This is a genomic window from Halomonas sp. MMSF_3323, from assembly GCF_030733595.1.
GTDB classification, from domain to species: Bacteria; Pseudomonadota; Gammaproteobacteria; order Pseudomonadales; family Halomonadaceae; genus Halomonas; species Halomonas litopenaei.
In genome coordinates this window covers 15936-34201 of record NZ_JASHIT010000051.1, presented here as the reverse complement: position 1 = coordinate 34201, position 18266 = coordinate 15936, and the positions used below count along the sequence as shown (strand labels likewise).

General features: G+C 60.9%; 17 protein-coding genes and 1 pseudogene. 11 read left to right on the top strand and 7 right to left on the bottom strand.

The features are described 5' to 3' along the window. Positions 1 to 176 precede the first annotated feature (176 nt). Complete coding sequence (locus tag RBB39_RS20530) at positions 177 to 548, bottom strand: histone-like nucleoid-structuring protein, MvaT/MvaU family (protein WP_045995027.1); 372 nt, start codon at positions 546 to 548, stop codon at positions 177 to 179. 235 nt (positions 549 to 783) lie between these two features. On the opposite strand from RBB39_RS20530, the gene RBB39_RS20525 reads away from it, so the two are divergent. The 5 genes from RBB39_RS20525 to RBB39_RS20505 are packed head-to-tail and all read left to right on the top strand — an operon-like array spanning position 784 to position 5572. Next, entirely contained in the window at positions 784 to 1218 is a 435-nt protein-coding gene (locus RBB39_RS20525) for a TIGR03757 family integrating conjugative element protein (protein WP_045995026.1), read from the top strand. Continuing rightward, on the top strand, positions 1215 to 2165 hold the full coding sequence (locus tag RBB39_RS20520) for a TIGR03756 family integrating conjugative element protein (RefSeq protein ID WP_045995025.1): 951 nt from the start codon (positions 1215 to 1217) through the stop codon (positions 2163 to 2165). The genes RBB39_RS20525 and RBB39_RS20520 overlap by 4 nt, the downstream gene beginning before the upstream one ends. Before the next feature lie 13 nt (positions 2166 to 2178). Continuing rightward, complete coding sequence (locus RBB39_RS20515; RefSeq protein ID WP_052704548.1) at positions 2179 to 3651, top strand: integrating conjugative element protein; 1473 nt, start codon at positions 2179 to 2181, stop codon at positions 3649 to 3651. Continuing rightward, positions 3648 to 4028, top strand: coding sequence for a hypothetical protein (locus RBB39_RS20510; RefSeq protein ID WP_052704547.1), 381 nt, complete (start codon positions 3648 to 3650; stop codon positions 4026 to 4028). The genes RBB39_RS20515 and RBB39_RS20510 overlap by 4 nt, the downstream gene beginning before the upstream one ends. Beyond that, entirely contained in the window at positions 4028 to 5572 is a 1545-nt protein-coding gene (locus RBB39_RS20505) for a conjugal transfer protein TraG N-terminal domain-containing protein (protein ID WP_052704546.1), read from the top strand. The genes RBB39_RS20510 and RBB39_RS20505 overlap by 1 nt, the downstream gene beginning before the upstream one ends. 46 nt (positions 5573 to 5618) lie before the next feature. Here the strand turns inward: RBB39_RS20505 and RBB39_RS20500 are convergent, their stop codons facing one another. The 4 genes from RBB39_RS20500 to RBB39_RS20485 form a co-directional block, all read right to left on the bottom strand. After that, on the bottom strand, positions 5619 to 6026 hold the full coding sequence (locus RBB39_RS20500) for a hypothetical protein (protein WP_045995024.1): 408 nt from the start codon (positions 6024 to 6026) through the stop codon (positions 5619 to 5621). A 66-nt stretch (positions 6027 to 6092) separates the two neighbouring features. Continuing rightward, a complete protein-coding gene (locus RBB39_RS20495; protein ID WP_071211161.1) occupies positions 6093 to 6407 on the bottom strand; it encodes a DNA-binding transcriptional regulator in 315 nt (104 codons plus the stop codon). Positions 6408 to 6409: 2 nt separating this feature from the next. After that, positions 6410 to 6748 carry a hypothetical protein gene (locus RBB39_RS20490; RefSeq protein WP_045995032.1) on the bottom strand — a complete coding sequence of 113 codons (339 nt, stop codon included), beginning with the start codon at positions 6746 to 6748 and terminating at the stop codon, positions 6410 to 6412. A 534-nt stretch (positions 6749 to 7282) separates the two neighbouring features. Next, positions 7283 to 7531: a hypothetical protein gene (locus RBB39_RS20485; RefSeq protein ID WP_045995022.1), complete on the bottom strand. Its 249-nt coding sequence runs from the start codon at positions 7529 to 7531 to the stop codon at positions 7283 to 7285. Here RBB39_RS20485 and RBB39_RS20480 point away from each other — a divergent pair. From RBB39_RS20480 to RBB39_RS20455, 6 genes and pseudogenes are all read left to right on the top strand, one after another. Continuing rightward, positions 7502 to 9412 (top strand): annotated as a pseudogene (locus tag RBB39_RS20480) (efflux RND transporter permease subunit); the annotation flags it as partial. The gene RBB39_RS20485 and the pseudogene RBB39_RS20480 sit on opposite strands and share 30 nt — an antisense overlap. A 282-nt stretch (positions 9413 to 9694) precedes the next feature. After that, on the top strand, positions 9695 to 10504 hold the full coding sequence (gene lgt, locus RBB39_RS20475; RefSeq protein WP_045995021.1) for a prolipoprotein diacylglyceryl transferase: 810 nt from the start codon (positions 9695 to 9697) through the stop codon (positions 10502 to 10504). A gap of 77 nt (positions 10505 to 10581) precedes the next feature. Continuing rightward, the gene (locus RBB39_RS20470) at positions 10582 to 10920 is read left to right on the top strand and encodes a hypothetical protein (RefSeq protein ID WP_045995020.1); all 339 of its coding nucleotides are present in this window, start codon (positions 10582 to 10584) and stop codon (positions 10918 to 10920) included. A gap of 46 nt (positions 10921 to 10966) precedes the next feature. Then, a complete protein-coding gene (locus tag RBB39_RS20465) occupies positions 10967 to 11440 on the top strand; it encodes a hypothetical protein (protein ID WP_045995019.1) in 474 nt (157 codons plus the stop codon). 133 nt (positions 11441 to 11573) lie between these two features. Then, complete coding sequence (locus tag RBB39_RS20460) at positions 11574 to 12914, top strand: APC family permease (RefSeq protein WP_045995018.1); 1341 nt, start codon at positions 11574 to 11576, stop codon at positions 12912 to 12914. Between the two features lie 674 nt (positions 12915 to 13588). After that, positions 13589 to 14890 carry a L,D-transpeptidase family protein gene (locus RBB39_RS20455; RefSeq protein WP_371931887.1) on the top strand — a complete coding sequence of 434 codons (1302 nt, stop codon included), beginning with the start codon at positions 13589 to 13591 and terminating at the stop codon, positions 14888 to 14890. Positions 14891 to 15425: 535 nt separating this feature from the next. On the opposite strand, the gene RBB39_RS20450 is transcribed toward RBB39_RS20455, so the two are convergent. Continuing rightward, positions 15426 to 15686, bottom strand: coding sequence for a DUF2933 domain-containing protein (locus RBB39_RS20450; protein ID WP_157033146.1), 261 nt, complete (start codon positions 15684 to 15686; stop codon positions 15426 to 15428). After that, positions 15683 to 18235 (bottom strand): heavy metal translocating P-type ATPase, encoded by a 2553-nt coding sequence (locus tag RBB39_RS20445; RefSeq protein ID WP_045995017.1) that lies wholly within the window; start codon positions 18233 to 18235, stop codon positions 15683 to 15685. The genes RBB39_RS20450 and RBB39_RS20445 overlap by 4 nt, the downstream gene beginning before the upstream one ends. Between the last annotated feature and the right edge of the window lie 31 nt (positions 18236 to 18266).

The window sequence follows — 18266 nt, the reverse complement described above, 5'->3', positions numbered from 1 at the left end:
TGGTGGTAGCAATGAGTCATAGCGATAGCGTACCTGATCGATCAGGTGTTGCACTTGCTCATTGAGACCGCCAGGTCCTTGCGCATGCATAAAAATAGTGCATAAGAAAAATTCCAAGTTTCGATTCTGGCCGACATCTGCCCTGCCTGTTGGGGAAACAAGTAGGGTGGGGCTGATTAATCCTCAGTCCTCACCAGCCAACCCTCAACCGTCTCGGCACCGTACTCGTCTTTCCACGACTTCAGCGTCTTTTGGTTGCCGCCGCGGGTTTCGACGACTTCGCCGGTGTTGGGGTTCTTGTAGGTCTTTAGCTTGCGCTTGGCGCGGCCGGTGCTCGTGGTGCCGGAGGCCTTGGCAGCAGCCGGCTGTGGGTTCAGCAGCTTGATGACATCGGCGGCTGACTTGTCGAACTCGCGCATCAGGGCCTCGAGCTTGTCCTTGAACTCCAGCTCGGCCTTGAGGCGATCATCGTTCTTCAGCTTGTCGAGCTCTTCCTGGAGTTGCTTAAGCTGCTGTTCTTTCTGCATGTAGGTGTTGAGAATGGACATGGACTTCCTCGCGGTGGGTGAGTGTTGGGGAATATTATGGTGGTGGTTCGGGAATGATTCAATGTTCCTCGTCATTTAAACATGATGAGTTTGGCTGCGATAGCGATAACCCGATCCGTTGGCCTTTGATGACGGCTCCAGAAAATATCTCTAAACGGAATTAACATTTCTTGCTGTCTCTCTTGATGTACTCGGCAATGCTGTGCTCATTCCTTGTACTACTGGAGTGGCACGCATGGAGAGACACCACCCACGGCGCTGGCTGATTGCCTTTGGGCTGTCTGCCTGCCTGGCAGGCCCCGCACTCGCAGAGCAGACCACCGAAGTCTTTACCATCTCCGGACAGCCGGTCATCAATGTGCCATCTGGTGTAGCGGTCATCGAACTCGATGCGCCCGGCCGATTGGATGCAGAGTTGTCGCAAGACCTTCCTGCTGATCCTGAACTCGCGGAGGCCTTGATGCGCGAGGGCATGGCGGCGCCTGAGTGGCAGGAGACTGCCGACCGCTATGCCGATAGCTATCTCGGGCTAGCCAGGGCCTGGCAGCTGGGTGTGGAGAAAGTCCCCGCCGTGGTGATCGATGGCCGCCATGTGATTTACGGCCAGCCGGATGTGGCCGCGGCGCTGAGAGAAGCCGAGCGTCTACTGCGGCAGGAGGGGCGCCAATGATGCGCTTCAAGATCCTCGGGCCCTTGTTGGGCGGTGCGTTGCTGAGTCTTGGTGTGGCGGACAGGCCCGCCCATGCCCTGACGACGCCAGAGATCGTCGCGTCGTCGATTTCTACTCAGTGCCTGGACTATCAGGTCATCGGCATCTGCGTCTGGCTCAACTGCTCCTGGTCGGGCTGCTCGATACGCACCTCGGTCCAGGTGCGCCACTACGTCCCCGAGCTAGTGGTCTCCAGCTACGAGAACACCGGCGACAACCCCTGGCGGGAGGTGGCCACCCTCTCGCCACCCTTGGGCGATGCCTTGGCAGGCGGGCAAAGCACCTCGGATGGCAACCAAGAGCGACATGAGCACCTGCGCTTCAAGAACGTGAACGCCATCGGCCACCCCGCCGGCGGTGCCTTCAGCAGCTTCGCCAGCGCCTTCGGCATGTCGTGCGCTGGGGCAGCGACGCCTTTCCAGCCCTACCACCTTTCGACCCTGGATGCGTTGGCGTGGCGCAGCGGGATCCCCGAGTCGCTCTACCCCGAAGCCCTGACGCCCGGCATGCGTGAGCTGGGCCAGCCCGGCGACCTGTGGGGCAACGTCTATCCGCGCAGCGGCTTTCTGACCCAGGTGCATGACTACAAAACCGCGGCGACCATCGCCCAGCGCTCCGCCGACATCGTCACCCGCACCGGGCAGCCCCACGTCTACACACCACTGGTGGCTACTGCCCGTGACGGCTACTGGCCGCCCGGGCCGGTCAAGGAGGGCGATGCCACCACCCATCGCTGGCAGCGCCTGACGCCCAGCATGAGCAAATCCTGCCGGGTGTGGCCGGACCGCAGCGTGGCCGACACCTATAGCGACCGCCTGGACACGGGCGGTGACTACGCCTGGTCACTGTGGCGCCCTTATCGCTGCTGCAAGCGTCGTGGGCAGACCCTGCTCTACGCAGTCCCCTGAAGGAGAGAGGACGATGAAAGGATCTCGTATGCGGTGCGTCATCCTCATGCCGTTGGCAGGCGCCTTGGTGGTGGGGCTGCTGTCGACCCAAGCCCAGGCGCAGTCTGCCGATGCGCTCTATTACCAGGTTGGTGGTGCCTCTCCCTTCAGCGTTTCCGCTGGCCGGGGCTACAACCCCAACAGCCGCGGCATCGGCATCAGCTGGAACATGAACGCCTCCTGCGGCAACTTCGATATCGGCGCCACGGTCTCCAACCAGCTCAACGGCATCACCAATGGCTTCCAGAACCTGATGGGGACGGTGGTCCAGAACGCTCAGGGCGCCGTGGCCTCGCTGCCCGCCATGATCATTCAGCGAGCCAACCCCGGGCTCTACGACCTGCTGAGTAACGGGGTGCTGCAGGGGCGGGTGGACTTCGACCGGGCGTCGATGTCCTGCCGCAAGATGTCCGAGCGCATGGCCGATATGGTCACTGGCCAGGGATGGCAGCAGGTGGCCATGGCTGAGAGCTGGCAGAGCGCGGCCCAGTCCAACGCCGATGTCGTCGCGGCGCAGGAGCAGGTCGACCAGTCGGGCGGCAACCAGGGCGTGACCTGGGTGGGTGGCCAGCACCGCGGTGGCCAGGGTCAGGCGCCAATTCGTGTGGTAGAGGACACCGCACGCGCCGGCTACAACCTGCTGCATGGCCGTACCGATACCACCAGCACGGCCCCCATCGCCGGTGGCGGAGGCGGCTGGGGATCGGTGGCCACCAACGAGGGTACCTGGATCGGCGGCGGTGGGCTGTCGGCCTCTTCCGGTGCGGGCGGCTCAGGTACCGGCGGTGGTTCGGGGTCTTGCCTGGGTGGCATGTGCACGGTGTGGCAGAGCCCGGAAGAGGCCGCCGAGTGGACCCAGACCGTGATCGGCGAACAGTCGATTCGTACCTGCGACGGCTGCGAGCGCAGCGAGACCCAGGCCGGTAGTGGCCTGGTGCGTGAACTGGAACGTGAGCAGCAGGAGGTCTACGGTAAGCTGCTGAGGCTGATCGACGGTAGCGATCCCTTGACGCCGGACAACCTGCGCCAGGTCTCCGCCGGCGATGGCCTGACCGTCTCCCGCGGGGTGATCGAGTCGCTGCGCAGCGACCCCGAGGCCTCGCTGCTGATCCACCGCCTGAGCGGTGAGATGGCCCTGGCCAGAACCCTGACCAAGGCGCTGTGGGCGCGCCGGCTGCTGCTGGCCGGCAGCAGTGATCCGGGCATCGCCGACAACGAGCAGGGCATGTCGGCGCTGGATCGCAAGCTGGTGGCCCTGGATCGGGATATCGAGTCGCTGCGCTCCGAGATGGAGATCCGCCAGGCGCTGGGCAACAGCGCTGCCGGCATCGCCCTGGAGCGGGCTGCCCGGCGCAGCCATGGGGCCTCGCAGGGCGAAACCTTCAGGCCGGATGCGGCCCTGGACGGCCGCGGCCGCCCTGCCGGCGAGGAGGGCAGCGACGAATGACGCGACGCGCTTTCTCCTGGATGAACCCGGCCCGCTGGCCGTCGCTGCTGCTCGCCATGGCCGTGCTGGTCGTCATGTTCCTGCTGAGCGGCGCCATTCTCGCCGTCAGCGTGAGGCTGCTGGGAGGGCTCGAGGCCCACCATAGTGCCTGGCAGACCGCCTGGCCGTGGCTGCTGGCCTGGCGGCTGAGCCTCTACGCCGCGCTGGCTCTGGTCTGGTGGCGCAAGGTGCGCCCCCGGGCGGTGGTGCGACTGCGCCGAGATCGCGACGACGGGCGACAGGCGCTTGCCAAGCTCCGCCGGCTCGAGCTGATGGCACTGGGCATCCTGGTCCTGCTGGAAGTCACCAACCTGATCAACCAGCTGGGAGGTGCCTGATGGGGGGCTTGCTGACCGCGCCGCTGGTGGTGTTCGACTACTTCGCCAACGCCATGACGCTGCTGGGCTGGATCATCAACAACGCCATCTGGCACGTCATGGTCGGCACCGGCATCGCCGCGGTGCCGTTCATCACCCTGGTGCTCTCCGAGTGGTTTAAGGCCCGCCAGGAGGGCGACGAGGCGGGGACCAAGGGCATCCTCACGGTCAACCGCATCGAGACCCGGCTCTATGCCATGATCCTGGCCTACGCCTTCACCTGCCTGCCGCTGCTGCAGGTCCAGCTGGCCACCGCCGATATCGATGAGAGCCGCTCGCTGGAGTGCGGCACACGCCAGTTCGCCGCTGGCGGCTGGTCCGAGGGGGCGTTCGGCGCGACCGAGAGCTCGATCGGTGGCCAGCAGGCGAGGATTCCGCTGTGGTGGGCGGGCGTGCATGCGGTGTCCCACGGGCTCACCGCCGCGGCGATTCACGCCATTCCCTGCTCGACGGACTTCGAGTCCATCCGCATGGAGCTGGACCTGCACAGCGTCGAAGATCCGGGGCTGCAACAGGAGGTTGGCGAGTTCCAGCGCCAGTGCTTTGGCCCGGCGCGCAACCGGCTGCTGCAGGAGGGCGGGACCATCGAGTCTACCCGCGCCATGGACGTGGACTGGATCGGCTCGAACTACTTCCAGGCCACGCCCGGCTACTACGACAGCTTCTACGCCGGGCGGCCCATCGCTGGCTTCCCCTACGATGCCGACCGGGATGTCTCCCGTCCCAACACCGGCCCCGGCCTGCCCGGCTATCCCTCCTGCCAGGAGTGGTGGTCAGCCGAGAGCGTAGGCCTGAGGGCCCGGCTGCATGATGAGGTGGGCGCGGGGTTCTGGGATGGCTTCCGCAGCGTCTTCACCGGCAGCGACGCCGAGGACTATGTGATTCGGCGCTTGGTGAGCCCTCGCTCCGGCGCGGCTAGCGGCAACCTGGATCAGGCGGTGGTGGGCTTTCGGGGGCTGGATGGTGGTAGCAGCTTCTGGGATGCCACCGTCACCGCCGGTTCGGCCATAGGCGGCGCCCTGTCGATCCTCCCGTTCCAGGCCGGCATGGACATGCTCAAGCAGGCGCTGCCGATGGTGCAGGGCATCCTGGTGATGGCCATCATCATCTGCCTACCCTTCGTGATGGTCATCTCCAGCTACAGCTTCAAGGTCGCTGGCATGGCCACCTTCGGGCTCTTCGCCATGTGGTTTCTGACCTTCTGGTGGGAGCTCGCCCGCTGGATCAATTCGAACCTGGTGGACCTGCTCTACCGCAGCGACGCCGCCAAGCTGAGCTGGCTCTCCGCCGCCAACAACCTCTACGACCGCATGGTGCTGCAGTTCGTGGAGGGGATGATGTTTCTGGCGCTACCGACGCTATGGGTAGGAGTACTGAGTTGGGCTGGAATGCGGGTTGGGAGTGCCGTTGGCAGTGGCTTACGCCAAGGTAGTGGTGATGCACAGAGTGCTGGCAAGTCCGGCGGTCAGAAGGCTCAGGCCACTTCATCGGGCGGGAAGCTGTGACAGGCTTGCCTAACTCCAGCCTAAGGTATGTCGGCATGGATTGGGGTTATGACCTGCCTCCATGATAATCGTCTTCGTCCTCATCCATCCGCCACTCGCCGATATAATAGCCATAGCCTGCATGGCCGCTTCTCCAGCCGTCTTTCACTTCTTCTGCCTCTTCAGAATCCACAGACGCCGACTGGAGCATTCCCTGAGCCACGCCACCGGCCACCACGGCCGCACCACCGACCACCTTCCCCGCTCCACGAGCAAGTCGTCGCCACCCCTCCTGGGTGGTGGCAGTTTGGGCAGTAGACTTGGCCGCATCGGCGGTGGAGTCGCGCAGTACGCGCAGCACCTCCGTGGTACTTGCTCGAGTGTGCCAGCCATCGGACCAGCCGTCCTGCTGATCTTGGCGATGTGCCTGCTTGCCAGCTGCGACGGCTCGGGTCAGGAGTGATTTCAGCACCATGGGCCTCCCTCCCTGGGAATATCAGATCTTAAGCATAGACCCTATGATGGAACCCCTCTACCTGGGTCAATTGAGCGATGCCAAGTGTTCGATGGTTTCGGGGTACCTCTGTACGAGCCGAATCAAGGTCTTGGCCTGAGCATTGGGCTTGGCGCGCCCTTGCTCCCAGTTCTCCAGTGTCCTGGGGTTGGTACGCAGGTACATGGCGAACACCGGGCGAGACATATGCAGCTTCTCGCGTAGCGCGATGAGCTCACCGGCCGTGATATCGGGGACTTCCTCCAGTGCTACGGAGTGAGAGCGCAGCGTGCGCTTGCCTTGGCGCTCATCCGCCAGAGCATCAAAGCCCTCGACGAGCTCGTCAAAGATATTACGGCCCATGGTCATGTCCTCGCGTTGAGCTCCGCATCCAGCAGCTGTTTCAGGGTCTTACGCTGGGCTGGCGTCAGGTCATCCTGTGAATCCTTGTCGTACAGGGTGAACAGCCAGAACTGGGATCCACCCAGCCACCAGTAGTAGATGATGCGAACACCGCCCCGTTTGCCCTTCTGCCGCTTGGGGTCGCTGAACCGTACCTTGCGCAGCCCTCCTGTGCCCTGGATGACGTCTCCCGCAGCTGGGTTCCTGAGCAAGAAGCTCTGGAAGGCACGAAACGCAGCGTCGTCAAAGTGGCTGGAGCGATGCCGCTCGAAGGCTGGCAGCTCGACAAAGGTGGCTTTCATAGAGGTGTACGTAGTCTGCGTATATTTTTGCCGCTGCACCTAACTCTGTCAAGCGCCTCGATGCTCGGCCTAGTGGTATTACATCAGCAAATGGTGAAAATTCCAAAAGGGCGGAAAGGGGAGTAAGGGAAGTAAGGGAAGTAAGGGAAGGGGGCTCAAGGGGAAGGGGCTTGCCCCGAAAAGTTAGCATATTGCGAACCCCCCAAAGGGGAAAGGGCAAAGGGTTGCTGCCGGGAACCGGTGCTGCTCGACAGGACCACTGCCGCTTTGAGCACACGGCTGCCGTGCAGAAAGAAAACTCCACCGCTGCAGAAAGAGCTGCTGCTAACCTGCTGAATCTGCAGTTTCTTACGCCGCTTTCGGTGCCCCGCCTTCAGCAACGGCTCGCAGCAGTGCAGAATGAAAGACTGTCTGCATCTACCGACAAGGAGGTCGCCGTGGGCCTTCACCCTGCGCCGCGACATGACCAAGACCGGCATCTTCCGCGATATCGAGCCGTTCAAGCTGGTATAGGCCAACCTGAACGGCTCCTTCTCACAGGTACCTCTCGATGACGTCCCGCGTCTGCGCTGGCTCGAACACGGTGTCGAAGGCCCACTGGCCGAAGCCGCCCTGGTCGTTGACGGCCTTGACCCAGGTCTCCATGGCGGCACGCTTCTGGGCGTTCTGCTGGCTGTCCTGGCCCTTCACCTCGAGCACCAGGGTCCTGCCATTGGTGAGTCGGATCAAATAGTCGGGCACGAAGTTGCGCGAGGAGCCGCGCCACAGATCGAGAATTTGCACAAGCACATGGAGCGTACACCGCTGACGACTGAAAACCGCTGGAAGGTGGTGGCCGACTCGGCGGTGGAAGTGGGACCGGCCCTCTTCTTCAGCTTGCTGATCATCACGGTCAGCTTCGTGCCTGTGTTTACCCTCGAGGCCCAAGAAGGGCGGATGTTCTCACCGCTCGCCTTCACCAAGACCTATGCCATGGCCGCCAGTGCCGGGCTGGCGGTCACCCTGGTTCCGGTGCTGATGGGCTACTTCATCCGCGGCCGTGTACTGCCTGAGCACAAGAATCCGGTCAATCGGCTGCTGGTTGGGGCCTATATGCCAGTGCTCAAGGCAGTATTGAGATTCCCGAAGACGACAATCGCCTTGGTGCTGGCGATAACCCTGGTGGGCTTCTGGCCGGTCAGCAAGATCGGCAGCGAGTTTATACCACCCCTGGATGAAGGCGACTTGATGTACATGCCCACCACCTATCCAGGGCTGTCCATCGGCAAGGCAAGGGAGCTCCTTCAGCAGACCGATAAACTGATTGCCAGTGTGCCCGAGGTGGATACCGTGTTCGGCAAGATCGGACGGGCCGATACCGCGACCGACCCGGCGCCGCTGACCATGATCGAGACCTTCATTCAGCTCAAGCCACGGGAAGAGTGGCGAGAGGGAATGACCACCGACAGGCTCAAGAAAGAACTCGACAGCCTGGTGCGAATACCGGGGGTATCCAATGCCTGGGTGATGCCCATCTCGACGCGCATCGATATGCTGGCGACCGGGATCAAGACGCCGGTGGGCATCAAGGTGGGGGGAGAAGATCTCAAGCAGATTCAGTCCATCGGGCAGCAGCTGGAGACGATCCTTGCTGATGTTCCTGGTACCGCTTCGATCTACTCCGAGCGGGTGGCCGGAGGGCGCTATATCAAGGTCGATATCAACCGCGCTCAGGCGGCGCGCTATGGCCTGAACATTGCCGATGTGCAACAAGTGGTGGCGACCGCCATCGGTGGTCGGAACATCACGCAGACCATCGAGGGACTGGAGCGCTACCCGGTCAACCTGCGCTATCCACAGGATTACCGAGACTCTCCCGAGCGACTGGCCGAGCTACCGATCGTCACCGCCAATGGGCAGCGCATCGCTCTAGCCGATGTGGCGGACATCTACGTGGAAGACGGCCCACCGGCGATCAAGAGCGAGAATGCGCGTCCCAATGGCTGGACCTTCGTGGATATCGAAGGCGTGGATGTCGGCACCTATGTGCAGCGCGCCATGGACGTTGTGGCCGAGGAGCTCGAGCTGCCCGCCGGCTATTCTGTGACGTGGTCCGGGCAGTATGAATACATGTTGCGCGCCAAAGAGAAGTTGAGCTATGTGGTGCCTTTCACGTTGGCCATCATCGTGATCCTGCTCTACATGAGCTTCAAGCGCTTCAGTGAGGTAGCCATCATCATGGGCACGCTGCCGCTGGCCATGGTAGGAGCGATCTGGCTGATGTACCTGCTGGGGTATAACTTCTCCGTGGCCGTGGGCGTGGGGTTTATCGCTCTGGCAGGAGTGGCAGTCGAGATCGGGGTGATCATGCTCGTGTATCTCAACCAGGCGTATCAGCAGATGATCGAGCGCTGCCAATACAAGGGAGTACAACCCCGCCGGGAGACACTACGTCACGCCGTGCTGCACGGTGCTGCGCTGAGGGTGAGACCGGTAATAATGACGTCGGTCTCGACGATTGCCGGTCTTCTGCCGCTGATGTACAGCTCCGGCACAGGTTCCGAGGTCGTCAGTCGCATTGCGGCTCCGATGGTAGGGGGTATGTTGAGTGCTGTGATATTGACGCTTCTGGTATTGCCTTGTGTCTACTATCTGTGGAAATGCCGTCGAGTGAGCCATTCCTAGCTAACAGGCTCGGCGAGGCTGGGTGGCACATTATAGACGTTGCGAATGCAGTATCTTGAAGGTACCCAGCCTAACGCGAACGATTATTTGTATTATTGATGTGAGGATTGCCAGCGATGGTGCCTCTCGCCAGATTGATTGGCGCGTTGTGAGCCCAGATTCAGCTTGTATTCAGGCCTCGGGGCTATGCTGAGTCATAAGGGATCACGCTTGACGATGCGCGACCCCGCTGGCGTAACGTCGAACGGTTCGTAGAAGCTTGAACGTCGTGAGGAAATCGCCATGATTGCGTACCCACAAATCGATCCAGTGGCATTATCGCTCGGACCGGTACAGCTTCACTGGTATGGGCTGATGTACGTGGTGGGGCTGACGGCCGCATGGTGGCTGGGGCGGCGGCGAGCACACCGCCTCGGCCTGACCCACGATGATATCGGTGACCTGATCTTCTATGGCGCTCTGGGCGTCATCATCGGAGGCCGCCTGGGTTTTGTGCTGTTCTATGGTCTCGATCAGGTGCTGACCAACCCCTTGTGGTTGTTCAAGGTGTGGGAAGGGGGCATGAGTTTCCATGGGGGCCTTGCCGGCGTCCTGATAGCTGCATGGCTGTTCGCTAGACGTCGCCGTCTGGCCTACCTTAAGCTGACCGATTTCATCGCACCGCTGGTGCCGATCGGTCTGGGTGCCGGGCGCCTGGGCAACTTCATCAATCACGAGTTGCCGGGGAGGGTCAGCGACGTGCCCTGGGCAATGGTCTTCCCGCCCATGTTGGGATTGGGTTCCGAGCCGCGCCACCCATCAGCACTCTACGAGTTTGCCCTGGAGGGTGTGGTGCTGTTTGCCGTGCTGTGGTGGCTGTCACGGAAACCGCAATCGCAAGGTCTTATCTCGGGGCTATTCCTGCTCCTATACGGTACCTTCCGCTTCATCGTGGAGTTTGCACGCCTGCCCGATCCTCAGTTGGGCTTCATCGCCTTTGATTGGCTCACCATGGGGCAGCTGTTGACGGTACCAATGTTGGCAGCCGGTGCGCTCCTGGTCATCACTGCGCGTCGTAGCCAGCAAACCTTGGTTGCTGAAACGGGTCTGTGAGCTAGGTAAGTGCCATGGGAGACATGGCGATAGCAATTGAAGGATGTTAACGATATTACAGTACGAGGAGAAGTCTCATGACGCACAAAAAGCATCGGTTGGGAGTCTCTGAAACGACCTTGGTGAAACGGCACTTAAAACTTGACTCTCGCGATCTGGATGCGGTGAAAGCGGCTGTTTCGGATATAGATGAGCTCTACGGGCTAGACAGTGTTTCGTTCGATGAAAAGAAACGAAAGCTTCACCTGGCCTATGATGCTTCACGTCTCTGCCTCGACTGTGTTGAAGATATCCTCGAAAAACATGCGGTCGAAATCAGTCATGACTGGTGGAACCGCTTCAAGGAAGAGCATTATCGGTTTGTCGATCAGAATGTGAAGGACAATGCCAAGCAAGAGCCTTGGAGCTGCCATTGAGTGCTAGGCATAACCACGCACGGGCTAGCCTTGGGGTGAACGCTGCATGAAGCTACGCGTATTCCGCTCGGCCCCGGAGCTTCATGTCGCGCTTTTTGCCTTTCTGCTGAATCTGCCTTGGGAGTTTCTACAGGTTCCATTGTATGCGGGCATGCCTGCGATGCCACATTGGGAAGCTGTGCAGGCTTGTACCCAGGCGGCCCTTGGCGATGTGGTAATCGCGTTGATGGCGTATTGGTCGGTGGCTGTATGGCGTCGACGTCGTGACTGGCTTCGGGTCTATGGGACCAAGGAGTGCTTGGGCTTCGTGCTGGTGGGTGTCAGTATCACGGTGGCGATGGAGTGGTACGCGACGCTAGTCAGTCAACGCTGGGAGTATGCACCGCTAATGCCCCGCGTTCCGTGGTTGGGCACGGGCCTCTCGCCGTTACTCCAATGGTTGATCTTGCCGCCGCTGATGCTGTGGATGTCGTACCGTCAGCTGCTAGGATCTGAGGTTGTAACCAAAGAAAATATTTGACTATTGGGTAGCACATAGGTTCTACGCTTTGACCCAATTTTGTCAATGCATGCTCTACTCTTCGTTATCGGGCGAATGTCGGAATGTCAAGAGGCCTTTCAGTAGGATCCTGTTTCATGACCCAAGGAGAGAGATGATGGAGTCAATGGATAGAACCCCACAGTATGAGCAGAATAGCCTTTCTCTAATTGGTGCGATTGCCTTAGGTACCGGGGTCATGATTGGCGCTGGTATTTTTGCCTTGACGGGACAGATGGCCGAGATGACGGGAGAGCTTTTCCCATTAGCCTTCTTGTCGGCGGCACTAATCGTCTCCTTCAGTGCTTATTCCTATGTGAAAATGTCCAATGCCTACCCGTCAGCTGGTGGTATTGGCATGTACCTCCAAAAAGCGTATGGACCGACCCTGACCACCGCTTTTCATGCGCTTTTAATGTATTTTTCCATGGTGATAGCGCAAAGCTTCTTAGCGAGAACCTTTGGGTCCTACACGCTAGAGCTTTTCGATGTGGGGGATAGGTCACTGCTTGTCCCCTTGCTGGGTGTTGCGCTGCTGATATCTGCATTTTTACTTAACCTCTCCGCCAACAAGATGATCCAGGGTGTTGCCTCGGTACTCGGGTTCATAAAAATTGGTGGGATCATCTTGTTTGGGGTCATCGGTGTCATCATCGCCGACTCGGTCGGCATGGAAACCTCGGCGTCGGCGCCCGAGGGGTCTCTTGCAGGCTTCCTGGGAGCAACCGCGTTGGGGATCCTGGCCTTCAAAGGGTTCACGACGATCACCAACAGTGGTTCAGAGATAGAAGATCCCCATCGCAACGTTGGCAGGGCGATCATGATCTCGATCGCCCTATGTGTGGTGATCTACGCGCTGGTGGGCTTCGCTGTCGCCAGTAATCTGTCGCTGAGCGAGATCATCGAAACAAAGGATTACTCTTTGGCAGCTGCTGCGCGGCCGGCTCTTGGAGAGGCCGCTGTCTGGTTCACCGTCATTCTCGCCATGTTGGCCACCGCGGGGGGTATCATTGCCAGTATATTTGCGGTCTCACGCATGTTGGCGATGCTGACGGAAATGAAGCTGGTGCCGCATCGTCACTTTCATATGCCAGGAAGTATCCAGAAGCATACCCTGGTCTATACGGTCGTGCTTGGCTTAGTTCTGACGGCATTCTTTGACCTTAGTCGTATCGCTGCGCTTGGCATCATTTTCTATTTGATTATGGATATAGGTATCCATTGGGGAGTGTTGCGTCATCTGCGCAAGGAGGTTGATGCAAGCCCAACTGTGCTAGTGATTGCAATATTCCTGGATATGGTCGTATTGGCAGGCTTCCTTTGGGTAAAGGCTACGACAGATTATTTGGTATTAATTGTTGCTCTCGTGGTGATGGGGGCTATCTTGCTTTCCGAGCGGCTCTTTCTGTCTCGTAAAGGAGATTCTGCTTCAAACGAGAAGACTCATTCTCATTGAAGTTTCAAGTTTTCCTGCATCGGCTTTGCCGGGAATGCGCTCGATTGGCAAAACGTGAATAAGTCACCATCTGCCGGCAGGCTTGTGCGTAGGTGGCGTCAGACTAGAACCTGCCCGCCGAAGGGGGCACGGCAAAGGATGTCATGGCGAGCTGGGGAGATGAGTTGAATGAGGTGGGGCTGTTGGGACAAGCTGTTCACGCGGTTGCTTATCCCGTAATACTGACCATCGGGAGAAAGAGAGATGAAACGACATCCTGTAAGGCTCATCCAGAGGCTGCGAGGGCAGGTTGGCGACTTAGTCATCTTGAGCGTGCGCCGAGCGATCAGCCGGCTACAGGAGGCCGGTAGTCCCGTTCCGCTGGTGCGGAGTGCGAGAGTATCGCACGAATTCTCTGTCACGGAACTGGATCTTTCCAAATCCGTCATTCTGCGAAATCCTGAATGCCTTACGTCCAACTGAATGTCGCAGCAGGCCACGGGCCAGGGGCAAAAGTGCGACAGACATCCTGTCCTAGGAGGTGGTAACGCCTTGGAATCTCTCTCGTCTGTCGGTTTGCTTGGCGCTTTCGCCGGTGGTCTGATCTTTTTGCCTTGCACACTGTCGTTGCTGCCTGCCTACCTGTCGGTAGTCACGGGCGGGGTGCCGGAAAGGCTGACAGGTGGCTCGAGGCATTGATCCTAAGCGCCTTCTTCGTTTTCGGTTTCAGCATCGTGTCCAGCCTGCTGGGCCTGTTCACGACCGGGGTGTTCCGCTTGCCGATGTTCGAGCCCCCTTCAGTTCACACCGAACGTCCAGGTTACATTATAGCTGACCGGGCTGCTGAGGCTGCTTGGCTGGTCATTCAACAAACGTCGGTCTGGATGACAATCCAGCTGGCGAAAGGAGAGGGGATGATGCCTTTGTCGAAAGTTCACTCCGGGTCAGCGAGACAGGCCTCACTGTGGCAGCTCCGAATGCGCACACTGGTGGGGATGCTGGCCGGCTGGCTGGCATTTTCCGGCCTCGTTCTGGCCCAGGAGGAGGACAAGAGGACCCTCGGCCATTTTCCGCTGCCCGAGACGGGAAACGTGATAGGTGACACCTACCGCGTATCGGTGGCAGATCAGGAACAGACCCTGATCGACATCGCCAGGCAACACAACCTGGGGTATAGGGAGATCGTGCGCGCCAATCCAGACGTGAGTCTCTGGATTCCCGGCGAGGGTACCGAGGTGACCATTCCCGGACGCTTCATCCTGCCCGAAGCCGAGCGCACCGGTATCGTCATCAACATCGCCGAGCTGCGCCTCTACTACTACCCGGAGGTGGGCGATGGTGAGACGCCACGCGTCGAGACTTACCCCATCGGTATCGGTCGCGAGGGGTTCGATACGCCACTCGGCGTCACCGAGACCACCATGAACATCAAGAATCCCGCCTGGTATCCACCCGAGTCGGTACAGCGAGAAGCCAGAGAGCGCGGAGAGGAGGCGCCAAGCGTGGTCCCTCCTGGCCCGGATAATCCGCTGGGGGACCATGCCATTATCCTGGGGTTCGATGGCTACTTGATCCACGGCACCAATCAGCCGGATGGCATCGGCATGCGGGCAAGCCGAGGTTGCATTCGCATGTTTCCCGAAGATATCGAGTCGATCTTCGACCGCGTACCCGCCGGCACCCAGGTTCAGATTGTCGATCAGCCCATCAAGATCGGCTTGGGTAGCGGCCGGCCCCTCGTGCAGGTGTTTCCTCCTCTGGGAGAGGAAAAGCATGATATGTCGACACTGGCCGACACTCTCGCACGCCTCGATCAACTCGGCAGCGAAGGCATAGCCTTGGACTATGGGCAGCTCGCGAGGCTGCTCGATGCTTCGAGCGGTCGCATCATGGCGCTGTCCCCAGCGCCGCCGGACGAGCCGGAGAGCCAAGAGGAGGATCTGCGCTACGGAATCTATGCCGAGTTGGCACACAGTGGGAAAGACCGGCAGCCATAGGATCGCCCAGGGTCTCGCAGGGTAACGCCATAGCGTTGGCGGCACCCGCTTGCGGCAGGACAAAGCTCGCCTCGAGGATCACCATTTCCACGCTGGGGATGGAGGAGAACTCTTGATCTCTACACGCTCTGGGCTAACTGCTGTTGTGGGAGGTCTTGCTGAACTGGGCGGCGGCCTGCCGATTGGCCATTGTCGTCTCGCCTACCTTCGTCGGGTAGAGCCATCCGTCTAAGTAGAGGACGTTACCTCAGCGGGGTATGCACTCGATGTTGATATGATCTCCGACCTGATCAGAACAGAAAGAAGGTGGGTGGAAGGAAGAGCATGGCCACTGCCAGAGACGATTGACCGGATGAGAAAGGGCCAGTAGGGCATCGGTGTCGTATGTCTGGCACCGATGCCAATGGGCTCTTTTTCAGCTTGCCTCCTGTCGGTTGGTGTGGGTCGTTTTCCTGGCGTTAACAGCTTCTGGAGCACATGACACGGGCCGTTCTGTCACGATATTGATCGGCACCGCAGGGCAGCTGGCGTTACGTTACTCATCCCGGTCACCGTGATGATGCCCGAGATGACGGTGCATCAGGAAATGCATGCCGAGACAGAGTGCCAGCGGCAGTACCAGCCAGGCTCCGCTGGCAAGCGATTGGCCGTGCCACATGAAGAGCAGCACAGCGCCTCCCATCAGCACCAGGCAGGCGGTCATCATCCATTTATGAAGCGCCCCGCCATGTGGTGATGGTGCCTTCTGCGGCTCGGCCTCTCTTGTGGGGCGTTTGGTGGGATGTGGCTGTGTCATGAGAGGTCTCCCTTGGCAGGGGACTGGTCCGATTGGGCTGCAGTTGATGGCTCACGGCGGGGTTGCTCCCGGGCATAGCGCCGTTTGAGCAGCAGCGAGTTGCCGATCACCGAGAGCGAGCTGGTGGTCATGGCGATGACGCCGATCATGGGGTGCAGCAGCCCGATGGCGGCGATGGGAATGGCGGCCACGTTATAGGCGCTGGCCCAGATCAGGTTTTGGACGATCTTGCCGAAGGTGGCACGGGAGAGGTGCATGGCGTCCACCACGGCAGTGAGCTCGCCGCGTACCAGCGTCACGTCCGCCGCCTCGATGGCCACGTCGGCGCCGGCGCCGATGGCGATACCCACGTTGGCCTGCTTCAGCGCCGCGGCGTCGTTGATGCCATCGCCGACCATGGCCACGTGGTTGCCGTGTTTTTCTTGAAGGGCGCGGATGGCATCGACCTTGCCTTCCGGCAGCACGCCGGCCTGGACTTCGTCGATGCCCACCTCTTCAGCCACGGCGCGGGCTGCGCGTTCATTGTCGCCGGTGATCATCACCACATGCAGGCCGAGGTCGTGCATGCCGCGGATGGCTTCCACCGACTCCTGCTTGAGGGTATCGGCCACGGCCACCAGGCCGAGTGCCTGGCCGTCGGCGGCGACTATCACCACGGTGCGGCCCTTGCCCTCGAGCTCGCCCATGGCGTCATCCAGGGCCTCGAGGCCGGTCACGCCTTCCTCTTCGAGCAGGCGTCGGTTGCCGATCAGCACGCTCTCCTCGCCGACCTTGCCCGAGACACCGCGCGCACCAGTGGAACGGAACTCGCTGACCTCGCCGGGTTTCACGTCGCGCTCCCGGGCACCGTCGACGATGGCCCGGGCGATGGGGTGCTCCGAGGCGTTCTCCACGCTTGCCGCCAGGGTGAGCAGGCGGTTTTCGTCGACGCCCTCGGCGGCGACGGCCTCGGTGAGTTTCGGCTCGCCGCGGGTAATGGTCCCGGTCTTGTCGAGTACCATCACCTTCACGTCCTTGAAGGTCTGGATCGCCTCGCCGGAACGGATCAGAATGCCACGCTCGGCACCGATGCCCGAGCCGACCATTAGCGCCGTGGGGGTGGCCAGCCCCAGGGCGCAGGGGCAGGCAATGACCAGTACAGCGATGGCAGCGAGAATCGCCAATACCGGCGTAGCGGCCTCGGGGTTCACCCAGGGCAGGAAGGTCGCGCCCCAGTCGAGGATCGGCCGCAACGCATCCGGGAACAGTGCCCAGGCCGCGAGGCTCACCAGGGCAATGGCCAGCACCGCCGGCACGAAGCGGCCGGTCATGCGATCGGCGAATTCCTGGATGGGCACCCGCGAGCCTTGGGCCTGATCGATCAGGCGCACCACCTGGGAGAGGAAGGTATCGCCGCCAACGCGGGTCGCCTTGACCCGAAGTCGCCCCTCCTTGTTGATGGTGGCACCGATCACGCTGTCCCCGGTGCTCTTGTAGACCGGTATCGACTCGCCGGTGGCGATGGACTCGTCGAGATGGCTCTCTCCCTCGACCACCTCGCCGTCGGTGGGAATCTTGTCCCCGGGGCGCACGATCATGATGTCGCCCGGGGCAAGCTCCTTCACCGATACCTCGATCTCCTCGCCATCGCGCTCCACCCGTGCGGTCTTGGCGCCCAGGGTCATCAGGCGGCGGATGGCCTGGGAGGCGCGGCCCTTGGCCAGTGCCTCTAGGTAACGCCCCAGCAGGTGGAAGGTCATGATGGTGGCGGCCATCTCGATGAATGAGGTCATGGGGTAGACGAAGCCAGCCAGACCGATCAGGTAGGGCGGCAGGCTGCCCATGGAGATCAGCACATCCATGTTGAAGGTGCCGTTCTTCAGCGAGCGCCAGGTCGACTTGTGGGTGGCGATCCCGCCGTAGAGGAACACCACCGGAAAGCCCAGCACGGCGATGAGCGCCAGATACCCCGGGATCGGCTGCCAGAACATGTGCGGCATCATCAGCAGCATGATCAAGGTGGTGGGCACGGCGGCGATGATCAGCCGCTTGCGGGCCTGGCTCAGATAGGCTTCCTCGATCTCGGCGTCGCTGTCGGCGTCCTCCGCCTCGTCGGTCTGCACGGCGGCCACGTCGTAGCCGGCCCCTTCCACCGCGCTCTTGAGCGTATCGCCATCGGGGCCATCGGCGGCAACCGCGACCAAGACGCGATGGCTGGCGATATTGGTGTCGATCGATTCGACCCCCTCGAGCCGTTCCAGGGTGCTACGGATGATGCCGGCGCAGTGATCCGATCCCATGCCGGGAACGGTCAGGCGGACCTCTTGCTTGCCGCTACCACCACTGACGGCGGCCACGTCATAGCCGGCGCCCTCGACGGCTTCCTTCAAGGTGTCGCCGTCGGGCCCACCTGCCTCGATGGTCACGCTGACATGGTGGCTGGCGATATTGGTCTGGATATCGCCCACCCCATCGAGGCGTTCCAGTGTCTTGCGCACGATACCGGCACAATGGTCGCTGCCCATGCCGGGTACCGTCAGGGTGGTCGTTCTTGTCACGGTGTCTCTCATCCCGTATCTCCTACTGGCGAAGCCGAAGGGG